The organism is Arcanobacterium hippocoleae (assembly GCF_040360365.1).
In the GTDB taxonomy this organism is placed as follows: Bacteria; Actinomycetota; Actinomycetes; order Actinomycetales; family Actinomycetaceae; genus Arcanobacterium_A; species Arcanobacterium_A hippocoleae_A.
The window spans coordinates 512,874-527,264 of the sequence record NZ_CP136412.1; the positions used below are offsets into that span (position 1 = coordinate 512,874).

The window sequence follows — 14,391 nt, forward strand, 5'->3', positions numbered from 1 at the left end:
CTATAAACTCATTCCGCCGTTTCTGCTTGTGCTGCAAGACGGCTCAATGCCGCACACACGATCTGCGAATCATCTGTCATCCACAGCCGCGGCATTGACCGTAATAAAAATCTGCCGTAACTTTTTGTAAGCAGCCGGCTATCAAGCACCGCAACCACTCCGCGGTCAGTAACCCGCCGCAATAATCGGCCAGCTCCTTGCGCTAGCAGCAAGCCGGCATGTGCAGCAGAAACCTCCATAAAACCATTCCCGCCGCGTCTTGTTACAGCTTCAGCTCTCGCCGCAGAAAGCGGATCATCTGGACGCGGAAACGGAATCCGGTCAATAATCACCAGCCGATTAGTCAAACCCGGCACATCCACACCTTGCCAAAGTGAAAGCGTGCCAAGTAAACAGGCAGCAGAATCTGCACTAAATTCCCGAATCAACGCCGGCAGCGGATCATCTCCCTGACACAGAATTGGCACATCTACATGCTTTCTTAGATACTCAGCAGCTCTTTCAACTCCTGCACGCGAAGTAAACAAACATAACGCGCCTCCTCTGGAAGCTTGAAGCAGCTGCACCATTTCCGCAAGCTGCTCCGTTCCATAACCGTCGCGTCTCGGCGGCGGAAGATACCTCGGGAGATAAAGAATCCCCTGCTGCTGCGGAGAAAATGGAGACCCAACATCAACTCCCTCCCATTTCGGTTGATCCGGGAACATAAATCCCACACTGTGCGCCATCGAATCAAAAGTACCGCCGAGTTTGAGTGTTGCCGAAGTAAGTACCACGCAGCGCTGTGCAAATACGCGGTTCGCAATATCACCCGCAACATCTAATGGCGCACCGTTAAACGAAGCAACTCCGTCATATGAAAGCGAAATCCATGCGACAAGCCGGCCGGTACTGATTGCATCACCTAAAACCAGCTGGCATAAATCCTGAATTTCATTTACCCGCGAGCGCAAAATTTGTTTTGTCACCGCAATTTCTGTATCGCGCGGACTCAGATCGCGAATCTGCTGTGCTGCTTGCTGCGTACGGCCAAGCAAGCGAACAAAAGCCTGTGCAAGTTCTTCAGGCAGCTCCGTAATCCGCCGTTCCCCCAACAGATTCATTACATCGGCAAATTCAGCAGCGCTTTCATCAAACTCTGCATCGTCAAGCCCAGCACGACGGATTTGCCGGGCTAAAGAAACAAGATCAAATTTATTAAACGATACAGAAAGCTGACTGGTAACCCGCCCCACAAGTTCATGCGCTTCATCAATAATATAGACATCGGCTTCCGGCAGAACTGAATTCGCTCCTGCTTCCACACCGATCATTGCATGATTAGTCACCACAATATCGGCTTCCAACGCTCGATTCCGGGCAAGAAGCGGAAAACATGAACTCCGCAGCGGGCATTTCTCCCCAATGCATTCGTTTTTCGGTAAAGAAACTTGCCGCCACGCGCGTTCGCTAACCCCGGGTAATAAGTCGTCACGATCGCCAGTATCTGATTCTAATGCCCATTGACGTGCACGCAGCACGTCTTCGCCAGTTGCCGTCGCCCCAAATTCACCTTCGGCACGTGAAATTAATGCGTCTTCTTCCGGATAACCGCCGGTAACTTTTCGTAAACAAGCGTAATTGTTCCAGCCTTTCAGCAATGCCGTTTTCGGCTTTCGGCCTGTTTCTTTTTCACTTGTGCCGCTACTAATGGGGCATCCTGCATAATGATTTGCCGCTGCAATGCAATGGTGGCTGTTGAGATAATCACTCTTCCGCCGGTTTTTGCCGCATAAAGCATCGCCGGCACAAGATATCCGAAAGACTTACCGGTACCGGTACCAGCCTGCACCATTAGATGTCCCATATTTTCAATGGCGCTGCTCACCCGCTGCGCCATCTCAATTTGACCGGTGCGTGCACTCCCGCCGATTTGCGAAACAACCTTTTCCAGCAGCTTCGCAATCTCTGAGTTCGAACTAAATCCATTCTTCCCGCCAGCTATTTCGCTCGCAACAGCATCTGAATCCGCATCGGATTCCGCAGCCGGGGCACCCTGGGAATTTGTTTCCTGCAAGTCGCTGGATTCATTCATGTCTGCTGTTTCCTAAAGCAGCAGACACTAGCTTTTGCAAATGCTCCGGTACGAGCGCAACAAGCCGTGTTCCGTCGGCAGTAAATTCTTCGCTTAATACCTCGCCTTCCGCATGAATCTTCGAGACTAAATCTCCGCGGCGATACGGAAGCAGCACATCAATTCGAATATTCGGATGCGGCAGCAATTGCGCAATCCGTTCCCGCAGCAGATCGATTCCTTCACCAGTTACCGCAGATACACCGACCGAGTTTGGATAACGTGTACGCAATACCGCTGTATCTACCGGATCTGCAAGATCAAGTTTTGAAAGCACAATCAGTTCCGGAACTTCCAAAGCGCCTGGAACATCACGCAGTACTTCGCGGACTGCTTTCACCTGCCCGACCGGATCATGGTGCGAAGCATCCACAACATGCAAAAGTAAATCTGCCGCACCCGCTTCTTCCAGTGTAGAACGAAATGCTTCTACCAGCTGCGTTGGCAGCAGACGCACAAAACCGACGGTATCTGTGATTGTATATTCACGGTCATCACTGGTTTTTGCACGGCGAACCGTCGGGTCAAGAGTTGCAAATAGTGCGTTTTCCACTAGGACTCCCGCATCTGTAAGCACGTTCAGCAGCGAAGATTTCCCGGCATTCGTGTATCCGACCACCACTACTGATGGAATCTGATGCCGTTTGCGCGATGAACGCTGCGTTTCGCGTGCCGGAGCCATTTTTGCAATATCATTGCGCAGTTTCGCCATCCGTGTTCGAATCCGACGGCGATCAAGTTCAATCTTCGTTTCACCCGGACCTCGCGAGCCAATACCAGCACCGCCAGCAACACGTCCGCCGGCTTGCCGCGACATTGATTCGCCCCAACCTCGTAAACGCGGAAGCAAGTATTCAAGCTGTGCCAGTTCAACTTGTGCTTTACCTTCCCGTGATTTTGCATGCTGGGCGAAAATATCGAGAATCAGCGCGGTGCGATCAATCACTTTCACATTAACGATATCTTCAAGCGCACGCCGCTGCGAAGGAGCAAGTTCAGAATCAACAATCACAGTATCTGCACCGGTATTTTGCACAATTTCGGCAAGCTCTTTTGCTTTTCCTTTACCTAAATATGTTGCGCGGTCAGGTAATTGGCGATGCTGAATTACACCGTCCATTACCTGTGATCCGGCAGTTTGCGCAAGTGCGGAAAGTTCACGCAAAGAATCAGCTGCAGCCGCGTAGGTTCCGTCGGTCCAGAGACCGGCAAGTACTACTTTTTCAAGACGCAGCTGGCGGTACTCGACATCCACTTGCTCATCACGGCGGGAGGCGATATCAACCACGCGCCGCATCGATGAGCGCACATCACGCTCGAATGAATCTCCTGCCCACGAACCGTCATAGGTTGGATCAGCTTGCAGCGCAGTTCCGCGGCGGCTGTGCACCTCAGGATGATGGATTTGCATCTGTGCGGGAGTTTCAGAAAACTCATTTGATGCAAGCAGAGCTTGTTCCGGCGCAGCTGCAGCTTCCAACCCTTCTTTTTGCTGAAAGTTTTTGGGAAATTTTTCGTTTTCGTTAATAATTACGGCTCCTTATGTCTTCCGAAATTATCTCATGTTATCGGCGGTATTCCCAACGCGGCAGGAAGAGTTTTTGTCTAATATTATTCCTGCAGCAAAACTAAATCCGATTTCGCAGCGCAAATTTCCGTCCGCTGCGGTGAGTTTAAAATCTGAATGAATTTAAATCGGAGTTAGTCCGGATTCGGATTTTAGTTCGCATGAAATTTATTTCAGCAGGTATTCTTTGTGTTATGAGCGAACACTATTTTTCAGCTGAAACACAATCTCCAGCAATCGAGAAGTCTGTCAATATTTTAATTCGCGACCGCGAATATCAGGTCACAACGATGCCTGGTGTGTTTTCACATGACGGTATCGACAAAGGAACAGCTGTATTTTTACGGAAAGTTCCGCTTACGACGCTCCCGGAGTTTCCAAAAGTACTTGATCTTGGGTGCGGCTGGGGACCAATTTCTCTCGCGTTAGGAACCGCTTACCCCCAAGCAGACCTTTTTGCTGTAGATGTGAACGAACGGGCCTTAGAACTTTGTAAAATGAATCTCGCAGCTGCCGGTTTAAAAGGCGAAGTGGTTTGCGAGCCGGAACTTGCGGCACGTTTTATGCAGGATGGAACGAGACTCGATCTGATTTGGTCAAATCCGCCCATTCGTATCGGGAAAGCAGAACTGCATCAGCTGCTGCTGCGATGGCTCTCGCTGCTTGCACCGAATGGAACAGCATATTTTGTTGTCCAGAAGAATCTTGGTGCTGATTCGCTAAGCAAATGGTTAAAAAGTCAAGGATACATCGCCGAAAAAATCGGATCAGCAAAAGGTTTCCGTGTAATTGAAGTCCGCTGCTGCTAAACGCACCGAATGGCTGTCGGCAGAAAACATGTTTGCAGATTTCGGCACCCATTTACGTAACTAGCAGCCGAATCTGCACAGGTTACACAGCCGGCGGTAAAATCAGGTTTTGTTTTCCGACGGAGATTCCGTCGTTACTGCAAGCCCGTGACCGGTGCAAACACGAGAGTTTCCGCCGGTGAAAACCCCAGCCCGCGTTTGCCGCCTGCTGGGGAAAAGTTATCCGGCTGGACCGGATCGCAAACAGTTCCAGTGCTGCGGATTAAGAGATTTTTCTCTTCGGCAGATACAAAACAAACTGCTGCGGCTGGATCCGGAATTTTATTTCGCAATTACCTGTTCAATAATCTGATTTATTTGCGTACGATTACTTTCTGCGGTTAAACCAGATAATTCATACCAGGTAATTCGCGGATCTGCTCCAAACCAAGTCCGCTGTTTCTTTGCCAATCTCCGGGTGGAAAATGCAGTATTCGCAATCGCTTCTTCGCAGCTCAATTCACCGTCGATAACTGCAATGCTTTGCGCATATCCGGTAGCTTTTTTGCGGTTGCCGCATCGCGCAGTCCTTGCGTAATCAGTGTCTGTGTTTCTTCAAGTAAACCATTTGCAAACATTTTCTGCGCACGTGCAAAGATACGCTGATGCAGAATTTCTTTCGCTGTATTTACACCGATTTGCACCACGTTTGAATAATGTGAAGTATGCCGCGGGAATACTGGCGTATAAGATTTTCCCGTGAGCCGAACAACTTCAAGTGCACGAATCACGCGCCGCGGATTTGCAAGGTTAATCGTTTCAGCAGTAATTGGATCTTTTCTGAAAAGCTCAGCAATTAGCGGTTCAAGTCCGGATGTTTCCCAAATCTGATTTAGTTCGCTGCGAATTGTTTCGTCGGTGCCGGGAAAGTCTAACTTATCGATGAGCGCTGAAATATACAGCCCTGATCCGCCGACGATAATTGGCGTCTTGCCGCGCTCGCAGATTTTTTCTAAATCATTGCGGGCGAGCTCTTGATATTTGGCGACGGAAGCTTCATCTTTAATGTCAAGTACATCAATTTGATGGTGGAGAATTCCGCATTTTTCTGCATTGGTAATTTTTGCGGTACCGATATCCATACCGCGGTAAAGCTGCATCGCATCAGCAGAGATTATTTCCGCTGCTGACGGACCGCCTAATGCTTGGGCGAGCGCAATCGAAAGTGCAGTTTTTCCGCTTGCAGTCGCTCCAACAATGCAATAAATCGGTGAATTGTACTCAGCCAAATTTATCCTTAGATTCCAGGACGTTTTGCAATAGTAGGCATTCCAAGTTTTACCGGCGCTTCACCGTTTGCTTCACGTAAAAGTTCGGCTTTCCGATTTTGCGCATTTTCCCAAGCATCACCGGCACGGGTGCGGCGAATTGCAAACTTGCCGCCTTGAATACCGGAATCTGCAAGCAGATAGGATGGAGCTCCATGCGTAACTTCACAGGTGACGATATCTCCAGGGCGCGGCCGGTCTTTGAGATTAGCTGGAAGCGCCGCATGCACCAGACGGTTGTCTTCTGCGCGCCCGGATATTCGCTCAGTAATATCGTCTTTTCGGCCTTCGCCTGCGGCAACCAGTACTTCCACCGTCGAACCAATAAGTTTTTGATTTTCTTCAGTCGAAATCCGTTTTTGCAGTTCAATTAACCGGTTAAAACGTTCACTCGCAACCTCTGCCGGAATTTGGTTTTCCATCATTGCAGCCGGTGTGCCGGGGCGCGGTGAGTATAAAAATGTAAACGCCGATGAAAAACGGGAAGCTTCTACTACATCAAGTGTTGCTTGGAAATCTTCTTCTGTTTCGCCAGGGAATCCAACAATAATATCGGTGGTAATTGCAGCATGCGGAATCTGTTCGCGCACACGCTGTAAAATACCAAGGAATTTCTTCGACCGATATGATCGGCGCATTGCTTTCAAAATAGTGTCGGAACCCGACTGCAGCGGCATATGCAAAGACGGCATCGCATTGGGTGTCTGTGCCATTGCATCAATTACATCGTCAGTGAATGCGGCTGGGTGCGGGGATGTAAAACGGACTCTCTCAAGGCCGTTAATTTCACCGGCAGCCCGCAGGAGCTTTGCGAATGCTCCGCGGTCCCCGAATGATACGCCATATGAGTTTACGTTTTGACCAAGCAATGTCACTTCGATTGCGCCCTGTGCGACAACAGCTTCGATTTCCTGAAGAATTTCCCCAGGCCGACGGTCTTCTTCTTTTCCGCGTAAATGCGGAACAATGCAGAAAGTACAGGTGTTATTGCATCCAACTGCAATCGATACCCAGGCAGCGTAAGTAGATTCACGATGTGTCGGAAGTGTGGATGGAAAAACTTTTAGGGATTCTTCAATTTCAACTGCGGCTTTTTTATTGTGACGTGCACGCTCAAGAAGTGTTGGAAGCACATCGAGATTATGCGTGCCGAGCACTACATCAACCCAAGGAGCTTTTTCGACGATCCCTTCACGCAATTGCTGTGCGAGACAACCAGCAACAGCGATTTGAAAATTCGGGCGTTCACGTTTAACTTCAGCAAGCTGCCCGAGGTTTCCAAAAAGCTTTGTTGCCGCATTTTCACGCACTGAACACGTATTTACCACTAGCACATCAGCACCTTGATCTCCAGCATCAGTAGCGCGCAGCTCAGCTGCAGGAACAAGTTCTACCGGCAGATAACCTGCTGCATCAAGCAGTCCAGCAAGGCGCTCTGAATCGTGCGCGTTCATCTGGCAGCCGAGAGTCTTAACAGCGTATGTTTTTGGTAATTTTCGAGTATCCATCTTCGTAAGTCTAACTTTATGACATTGGAAAACGCTTTTTGCAGCTGCTATTTCATCGAAATCACAATGATTTTAATTCATCACATTCCAGGTGCATTTCTCAGTTACGGCTGATAGAAAGCCGATAACTGCACGAAAACAGCAGTACTTTGCGATATTTGTTCGCATGCCGTATCCTAATCGCGATCTGGAGCAATCTCAGCAAAGGCAGTATTCAGAGCTTTCCGCACTTGCCCCGGTGCGAATCCGCGCCGTGCCAATTGCCCATAGAGTCTTCGCCGGATTACCTCTTGTTCCATCCCCTGCATTCGCTGAATTTTCCGCGCGGCATAGTCAATTGCGGATTGCAGTTCGCAGTCTGCATCAATCTGCTGCAAAGCCTTTTCAATAATCTCATCGCTAATACCGCGTTTCTTTAGTTCAAGTTTAAGATTCCGCACCGAGATACTCTTTGCGTGAAATACTGAACGAACATACATTTGCGCGAATCGCGAATCATCAACTAAACCAGCTGAAATGAATTTCGCAAGAGTTTCCCGGGCAATTTCCGTCGGCACATCTCGCTGCTGCAGAGTCTGCAATAACTGATATTCACTGCGTTCGGCTATTCCCAGCTGGCGATATACGACGTCACGTGCAAATGCCCGCCACTGTTCATCAGTGCGCTGGGAATTTCGCTTTCTGCGCTGTTGCTGCTGTTCATCCCATGAAAGATATTTCTTCGGCTTCTTTTGCCGTGAAAAATCTGCATCTTCTGAATAATCAACCATCTGTCAATACTCGCCAGAGAAATTTTATTATCAAAAATTTCTCTGGCGAGCTTCTCCTTTAACTAATTTCTAACTTTGTCCGAGTGTGAAAGTGCTAATCGTGAATATAGTTTAGATACTGATAAACCAGAATTTGGATTTACATTTCCGGAAAACCAGCAAACTAAGATTATGCCTGATCTTGGATTTCAGTTTTAATCTGGTTATTTTCCTCATCTTCACGGAATCCAACCACACCAAGTTTGCGCTTTACCTTAACTTCAATTTCTTCAGCGATTTCCGGATTATCTTTTAAGAATTGGCGTGCTTTTTCCTTACCCTGACCAAGCTGATCGCCTTCATAGGTGTACCATGCTCCGGAACGGCGCGCCACACCTGTATCCACAGCCATATCAATAATTCCGCCTTCGCGTGAAATCCCTTCACCGTAGAGAATGTCGAATTCTGCCTGCTTAAAAGGCGGAGCCATCTTATTTTTACAATTTTTACTTTCGTGCGATTACCCACCGGGTTCGCACCTTCTTTCAGTGTTTCGCCGCGGCGTACATCTAAACGAACTGAAGCGTAAAACTTCAACGCTTTACCGCCAGTTGTTGTCTCTGGGTTGCCATAAAATACGCCAATCTTCTCACGAAGCTGATTAATAAAAATTGCGGTGGTACCGGAAGCTGAGAGCGCCCCCGTGAGTTTGCGCAATGCCTGCGACATCAAACGCGCCTGCAAACCAACATGGGAGTCACCCATTTCACCGTCAATTTCCGCTTTCGGTACAAGCGCGGCTACAGAGTCAATCACGATAATATCCAAGGCTCCTGAACGGATTAGCATATCTGCAATTTCCAGCGCCTGTTCACCGGTATCCGGCTGTGAAACAATCAGCGAGTCGGTGTCAACACCGAGTTTCTTTGCGTATTCCGGGTCTAATGCGTGCTCAGCATCAACAAATGCCGCAATTCCTCCGGCTTTCTGCGCATTTGCGACGGCGTGCAGTGCGACAGTTGTTTTTCCGGAAGATTCCGGACCATAAATTTCAATAATGCGGCCGCGCGGCAGACCGCCAATTCCTAAAGCTACATCCAAGGAAAGCGAGCCGGTAGGAATAACTTTTACCTCCGCTGGCGGCTTATCTCCTAACCGCATTGCCGAACCCTTACCAAAAGCTTTATCAATTTGCCCTAGCGCCACTTCAAGCGCTTTTGCCCGGTTGTCATCTTTATTTACTGCCACAGCTTTTCCTTTTCTTGCATTTAGGGGTTTACAGAACAGGTCATTAATGGTACTGCCCTCTCCGGGATACCATCTAGCACAACCATAAAGCCGACCTCTGCCAAAATTTACTTGCCTTTTCCGAATGTGGATAAGGCAAGCGCATCTGATTGCACGTGGACAAGCTTATCCCGAACATTAGTTCGAATAAAAATCGACCCGCGAATCAGCGGCAAATATTTCTCCGCCGTCGTAAAAACATTAAATATTCATGAGCTAAAAACAAAAACTACGAAATCCACCCCATTTTAAACACGTTTAGGCAATCGGCCGTCCCGCATGCATTTCCGCAAGTAAATGCGCCACTACTGCCTCACGGCTATTGTCACCAGTCTGCGCAGCGCGAAGCATCCGCTTGTACGGAGCCCCCTTCTTCATCACTGTATGAACATACATGAGCTCTTCTTCACACGCGAGTTCTGCAGCAATGGGCAGCAGCTCTTGAACCATTTTTGTTAATGTATCCGTCACCAGCTCTTCATTACCAGCACTGTCGAGAATTAAGACGGCATCTGTACCGTAACGAGCTGCACGCCACTTGTTTTCATCAACAAACCACGGCTGCATTGTTGGAAGTTCCTCCCCGCTTCAGCTTTCCGCACAAAATACTCAACTAAACATTGTGAAACCGCCGCTGCCATCGCAAGCTCCGCAATATTCGAAGCCGCATCACACATCCGCAGCTCAATTGTGCCAAACTTCGGCGAAGGCCGAATATCCCAACGAATCTCACTAAAACCGTCAATCACACCGGTCTTTTTCATATCAGTGTAATATCCCGTAAGCTCTTCCCAACGCGAAAACTGATGCGGCACACCTGCCGTTGGCAGCTGCTGGAAAACCATTGCCCGGTTATCAGCATATCCGGTATTCACCCCGTTCCAGTAAGGCGAAGCTGCTGTTAATGCCTGCAGCTGTGCAAACCGCGTAAGCAGTGCGTTTATCACTGGAAGCACTAATTCACGCTGCTCAACACCCACGTGCACGTGAGTTCCGAAAAGCAGCATTTGCCGCCCCCAATACTGGGTCCGATTCACAATTTTGCTGTACCGCTCCTTATCCGTCACCCGCTGGTAAGCCGGGTTTGCAAAAGGATGTGTGCCAGCACCCGCAAGTTCAATCCGCATTGGGGCGACTACCTGCCGTACCGCTTTCAGCTCAGCAGAAATATCTTGCACGCACTCTTTCACCGTCCGATGCGGATGAGACACAAGTTCGACGGTATTAAGCAGCATTTCGCCATGAATATTTGCAATAAATTCAGCTGATTTCGGATCACATGCCGCGGCAGATTCGCGCAGCTTCGCAAGCACAATATCGCCTGTTTGCCGTAGATCGAATGAATCCTGATCGATTAATTGCAGCTCCCACTCAATTCCCAGTGTTGAGCGTGCAGAAGACGCAAAATTTAACATTTCATTCAGCTTTCCTGATATGTTTCGACAAAAGCCCGAATCAATATTTCTCCAGAAGAAACATCTTTACCGTGAACTCGCGCACGCACTTTATCAGCACCATCGAGATCAAAGTATTTTCCCGCATAAGCAGCTAAACGCACTTCAAGAGAATCCCGGTTAATCTCTGGGTGAAATTGTACGCCATATACATTGTTCCCGAATCGTACCGCCTGAATTGGGCAGCTTGGCGACCAGGCAAGCAGTACGCCGCTTTCGAGAGGTGCGCAAACAGCTTCACTATGTCCGGTATAGCAGAAAAATTCAGCCGGAATTTTCCGAAAAATCGCATCGGCTAAACCGGCCGCAGTCTGCTGAATCTGCACAGCGTCAATATCTTCTGCATATTCTCCGGTAAGCGGCAGACCTTCGCGGACTGCCAATGCCTGCAGCCCAAAGCAAATGCCAAAGTATGGAAAATCATTATCCAGGCAGTAATCAGCAATCTTCGCAATATTTGCTTCAATTTTGATTTGCTCCGGAGATTTCGCAGCCTGTTCCGTATGATATCCGTAGGGTGAACCGGAAACTATTACGCCGCTGTATTGAGAAAAATCAAATTCTCCCTGCCATTCACTAAGCCAAATTCGCTCTATTTCCAGCGCGGTAAATCCAGTAATCCGTAATAACGCCGCGTATTCATCTTCCGCAACAGCATTCTGCGGACGGCATTCAAAAAAGACAAAAGGTTTCATGTGTCTCAGATTAGTTTAAGTTAGATATATTTTTCGAGCCGTCTCCCATTTAAGATGCGCATCTGATTCAGTAATCCCAGCATTATTTTTAAGTATGCACAGCTAACAGTTGGAAACAGTTTTCGCCGGATAATCCGGCGGCAAGAATTAAATTTGTGATTTAACTTTGCGAATTTGAATTGTTAAGCAGCGCTTCGCATTTTGCGTGCCGCGAGTATCAGTGTATGTAACTGACAGCAAAATCACCATGAACCCACGCAACTGGCAGCAAAGTTTATCTAAATCGGCTCTTCATATTTTTCTTCGTCTTAGTGCAATGAAACTGGCATCTGTTCGGGCGGAAAGCGGTGTTTTTGCATAGATCAAGCCTGACCGCTGTGCAAAAACACCGCTTAGAACCCGGCAAAACTGGACCCAACTAAATTGGACCCAGATAATTAGACCCAACTAAAAGGCTTTCCGCATTTTCGAGCTGCAGGACTGCATCCGTCGGTTTAGCGAAACGGGAAATACTCGCACCCTAACTTACTCCGGCTAAACATAACCGATTAAACCCAGGCAGAGAATGAACCCAAACTGAGATAAAACTAGAACAAGACCATACAGCGCCATTAAAAATACTTTCGGCAAAAACAATAACCACCGCAGGCTGCGCCTCTGCACGTACACGAAAATACGGAAAGCCCGTTAAACTCATACTGTATTCTGCGCTGCAATTAGCTTTCGCGGCGACTCCGCTTCCGATGCAGATATTCATAGCTGGCAGGCAAACCCATTTCACCAATCAAAGCTTTCCACACATCCAACGGTTTCACCCCAGCAGCAAGCGCTTCTTCGCAAGTGCGTGAGCCGACCTGAGGAAGGACGAAATCTTTCGCAATAGATTCGGCTTGACCATCAGGGAATACGCGCCGTAACACATCCCAAAACTCTGTATGTGTCATTTGCTTTCCGCTTTCTGCTTCTATCGTGTTCTATCATGCCAGTAAACCAGTAAACCAGTAAACCAGTAAACCAGTAAACCAGTAAAAACTACTGCAATAACTGCTATCGTAACTGTTATTTTCCGATAGCGGAACTATGAAAAGACCGGACCTGCCAATCACGCCATTCAGCAGGTCCGGAAGCTAGGTAAAATTAGCTAAATTAAAATCAGAATAATTTAGCGGTTCATCGATGCCAGTTCAGCCGCGAACACAGATTCTGGAATCGCATCCGGAATCTGCACCTGAGCAATGCGGCGCATCGCCGGGGTCATACGGCCTTCCGCACGATCCATCCGATCAGCAACAAGCCGCAGTACATGCGAAAGCGGAACATTCAATGCACGGCAAATCGAATCTAGGAGTTCAGATGATGCTTCTTTCTGACCGCGTTCAACTTCTGAGAGGTATCCGAGTGACACACGCGCGTCGGAAGAAACCTCACGTAATGTCCGCCCCTGGCGTTGACGGTATTCACGCAGCACATCACCTAACTCGCGACGAAGTAAGACAGTTTCAGTACGAAGTTCGGTGTTCATATTCATCTAGTTCACTCTTTCTTCTTGGGAGGAGCGGCAAGAACATCTTGCCTTTCGTATCTTTCAACGCCTCCAACGTGTTCAATATTTCCACGCAAAGCTGAAAATTACCTGAAAATGGTCTCAGACTTTACTTCAAGTTTACTTTATAGTTCCTGTTTAATTGCCGTTATTTCGCTTAAAAGCAGCAAAATCGCAGCTTCTGCGCTCTGCATCCGAATCTGTTCCCGATTTCCATGAAACTGATATTGAACGGCCTTTAAGCTATCTGGAGTTTTAACCGCGATGAAAACAGTGCCTTGCTTTTTCCCGTCAGCAGGACCAGGGCCAGCCACGCCCGTCGTTGCAAGGGCATATTGTGTGCCGTAGAGATCGGAAACACCTTTTGCCATCTGCTCAGCCACTTTTGCTTGCACTGCTCCGCCGCTTGCTAACAATCTCGAATCCACTCCCAGTACGCGCACCTTAATATCGTTGGTGTACGAAACTACTCCCCGCGAAAAATTGCGGAAATCCCAGGATAGGAAACGAAACTCGCCGCCAGTAAACCACCGGTTAATGATTCAGCCACGCTCAAAGTTGCACCCAAGCGGCTAATTTTCGCAAATATTTTTTCAAGTACTGAATTTTGTATTAACGAGTTATCCATCATAATCATCTGCTGAGAATGGTCAAGCGGTGAATCTGCTGCTCATTTTTTGCTGAGCAAAATTGCTTCACGTACATATTCGTATGCAGAAAGTACCGCATAAAATAAGGCAACTGCAATCAAAGCATAACTCGCCCAAACCATAAAATTAGTAAATTCGGGATTTAAGAAAAGATGCCATGGCAATAGCAGCCCGCCAATTCCAAAAGACTGTGCAGCCATCTTAATTTTGCCGTGCCAGCCTGCAGCCATCACTTTTACTTTTCGCAAGTGCATCCGCATCAAAGTAATTCCCAGCTCACGCACGATGAATATTACCGCGACCCACCACCAAAGATAACCATGCCATGAAAGTAAAACGAGCGCAGAAATAATTAGCGCTTTATCCGCTATCGAATCTGCGAGTTTTCCAAAATCTGTAATCAAATTCCAGGATCGGGCAAAGTGACCATCAAGCTTGTCCGTAACTGCCGCGATGAAAAAATTCCGACAGGCAGCCAGGAGTCAGTAATACCGTTAATCCAGAAAACTGCAATAAAAACGGGAACCAGCACCAACCGCAGCATTGTTAAAACATTTGCAATGTTTAACAGCGGCGCTTTTTGTTTTTTCATTTCCATACCAGCACTCATCTCTTCCCGCATTGCGTAACAGCAAGTTTTTGTAAAACTTCAGCAAAATTTAAGATCACAAAACAATTATAGTTTCATCAGCACAATTCGTGGGCACTA

Annotated in this window: 13 protein-coding genes and 3 pseudogenes; 2 read left to right on the plus strand and 14 right to left on the minus strand. The window is 48.0% G+C overall.

Annotation, left to right across the window (positions count from 1 at the left end):
- Positions 1 to 8: 8 nt before the first annotated feature.
- The 3 genes from RQN30_RS02695 to hflX are packed head-to-tail and all read right to left on the minus strand — an operon-like array spanning position 9 to position 3,524.
- On the minus strand, positions 9 to 1,640 hold the full coding sequence (locus RQN30_RS02695) for an ATP-dependent DNA helicase (protein WP_353061150.1): 1,632 nt from the start codon (positions 1,638 to 1,640) through the stop codon (positions 9 to 11).
- A complete protein-coding gene (locus tag RQN30_RS02700) occupies positions 1,634 to 2,074 on the minus strand; it encodes a DEAD/DEAH box helicase (RefSeq protein WP_353061151.1) in 441 nt (146 codons plus the stop codon). Before RQN30_RS02700 ends, RQN30_RS02695 begins: the two co-directional genes overlap by 7 nt.
- On the minus strand, positions 2,067 to 3,524 hold the full coding sequence (hflX, locus tag RQN30_RS02705; RefSeq protein WP_353061746.1) for a GTPase HflX: 1,458 nt from the start codon (positions 3,522 to 3,524) through the stop codon (positions 2,067 to 2,069). Before hflX ends, RQN30_RS02700 begins: the two co-directional genes overlap by 8 nt.
- Positions 3,525 to 3,874: 350 nt before the next feature.
- Between hflX and RQN30_RS02710 the strand changes: the two genes are divergently transcribed.
- Positions 3,875 to 4,489 carry a class I SAM-dependent methyltransferase gene (locus tag RQN30_RS02710; protein ID WP_353061152.1) on the plus strand — a complete coding sequence of 205 codons (615 nt, stop codon included), beginning with the start codon at positions 3,875 to 3,877 and terminating at the stop codon, positions 4,487 to 4,489.
- Positions 4,490 to 4,810: 321 nt separating this feature from the next.
- Here RQN30_RS02710 and miaA read toward each other — a convergent pair.
- From miaA to RQN30_RS02765, 11 genes and pseudogenes are all read right to left on the minus strand, one after another.
- A pseudogene (miaA, locus tag RQN30_RS02715) lies at positions 4,811 to 5,757 on the minus strand (tRNA (adenosine(37)-N6)-dimethylallyltransferase MiaA).
- A gap of 8 nt (positions 5,758 to 5,765) precedes the next feature.
- A complete protein-coding gene (gene miaB / locus RQN30_RS02720; RefSeq protein ID WP_353061153.1) occupies positions 5,766 to 7,304 on the minus strand; it encodes a tRNA (N6-isopentenyl adenosine(37)-C2)-methylthiotransferase MiaB in 1,539 nt (512 codons plus the stop codon).
- Between the two features lie 176 nt (positions 7,305 to 7,480).
- A complete protein-coding gene (locus tag RQN30_RS02725) occupies positions 7,481 to 8,074 on the minus strand; it encodes a regulatory protein RecX (protein WP_353061154.1) in 594 nt (197 codons plus the stop codon).
- 169 nt (positions 8,075 to 8,243) lie between these two features.
- A pseudogene (gene recA / locus RQN30_RS02730) lies at positions 8,244 to 9,301 on the minus strand (recombinase RecA).
- A gap of 297 nt (positions 9,302 to 9,598) precedes the next feature.
- Entirely contained in the window at positions 9,599 to 9,907 is a 309-nt protein-coding gene (locus RQN30_RS02735; RefSeq protein ID WP_353061155.1) for a glutamate-cysteine ligase family protein, read from the minus strand.
- Complete coding sequence (locus tag RQN30_RS02740; RefSeq protein WP_353061156.1) at positions 9,841 to 10,755, minus strand: YbdK family carboxylate-amine ligase; 915 nt, start codon at positions 10,753 to 10,755, stop codon at positions 9,841 to 9,843. Before RQN30_RS02740 ends, RQN30_RS02735 begins: the two co-directional genes overlap by 67 nt.
- 5 nt (positions 10,756 to 10,760) lie before the next feature.
- Complete coding sequence (locus RQN30_RS02745; protein ID WP_353061157.1) at positions 10,761 to 11,489, minus strand: glutamine amidotransferase-related protein; 729 nt, start codon at positions 11,487 to 11,489, stop codon at positions 10,761 to 10,763.
- 716 nt (positions 11,490 to 12,205) lie between these two features.
- The gene (locus RQN30_RS02750; RefSeq protein WP_353061158.1) at positions 12,206 to 12,433 is read right to left on the minus strand and encodes a DUF3046 domain-containing protein; all 228 of its coding nucleotides are present in this window, start codon (positions 12,431 to 12,433) and stop codon (positions 12,206 to 12,208) included.
- A gap of 218 nt (positions 12,434 to 12,651) precedes the next feature.
- Positions 12,652 to 13,017, minus strand: coding sequence for a helix-turn-helix domain-containing protein (locus tag RQN30_RS02755; RefSeq protein ID WP_491608688.1), 366 nt, complete (start codon positions 13,015 to 13,017; stop codon positions 12,652 to 12,654).
- A 140-nt stretch (positions 13,018 to 13,157) separates the two neighbouring features.
- Positions 13,158 to 13,669: pseudogene (locus RQN30_RS02760) on the minus strand (CinA family protein).
- Between the two features lie 33 nt (positions 13,670 to 13,702).
- Positions 13,703 to 14,161 carry a CDP-alcohol phosphatidyltransferase family protein gene (locus RQN30_RS02765; protein WP_353061748.1) on the minus strand — a complete coding sequence of 153 codons (459 nt, stop codon included), beginning with the start codon at positions 14,159 to 14,161 and terminating at the stop codon, positions 13,703 to 13,705.
- On the opposite strand from RQN30_RS02765, the gene RQN30_RS02770 reads away from it, so the two are divergent.
- Complete coding sequence (locus RQN30_RS02770; RefSeq protein ID WP_353061159.1) at positions 14,105 to 14,311, plus strand: hypothetical protein; 207 nt, start codon at positions 14,105 to 14,107, stop codon at positions 14,309 to 14,311. The genes RQN30_RS02765 and RQN30_RS02770 overlap by 57 nt on opposite strands.
- Positions 14,312 to 14,391 lie beyond the last annotated feature (80 nt).

Bases quoted from the DNA above. Each gene is read 5' to 3' on its own strand.
- RQN30_RS02700 (WP_353061151.1), bottom strand. From the start codon at position 2,074: ATGAATGAATCCAGCGACTTGCAGGAAACAAATTCCCAGGGTGCCCCG.
- hflX (WP_353061746.1), bottom strand. From the start codon at position 3,524: ATGCAAATCCATCATCCTGAGGTGCACAGCCGCCGCGGAACTGCGCTG.
- RQN30_RS02710 (WP_353061152.1), top strand. From the start codon at position 3,875: ATGAGCGAACACTATTTTTCAGCTGAAACACAATCTCCAGCAATCGAG.
- miaB (WP_353061153.1), bottom strand. From the start codon at position 7,304: ATGGATACTCGAAAATTACCAAAAACATACGCTGTTAAGACTCTCGGC.
- RQN30_RS02725 (WP_353061154.1), bottom strand. From the start codon at position 8,074: ATGGTTGATTATTCAGAAGATGCAGATTTTTCACGGCAAAAGAAGCCG.
- RQN30_RS02735 (WP_353061155.1), bottom strand. From the start codon at position 9,907: ATGCAGCCGTGGTTTGTTGATGAAAACAAGTGGCGTGCAGCTCGTTAC.
- RQN30_RS02740 (WP_353061156.1), bottom strand. From the start codon at position 10,755: ATGTTAAATTTTGCGTCTTCTGCACGCTCAACACTGGGAATTGAGTGG.
- RQN30_RS02745 (WP_353061157.1), bottom strand. From the start codon at position 11,489: ATGAAACCTTTTGTCTTTTTTGAATGCCGTCCGCAGAATGCTGTTGCG.
- RQN30_RS02750 (WP_353061158.1), bottom strand. From the start codon at position 12,433: ATGACACATACAGAGTTTTGGGATGTGTTACGGCGCGTATTCCCTGAT.
- RQN30_RS02755 (WP_491608688.1), bottom strand. From the start codon at position 13,017: ATGAATATGAACACCGAACTTCGTACTGAAACTGTCTTACTTCGTCGC.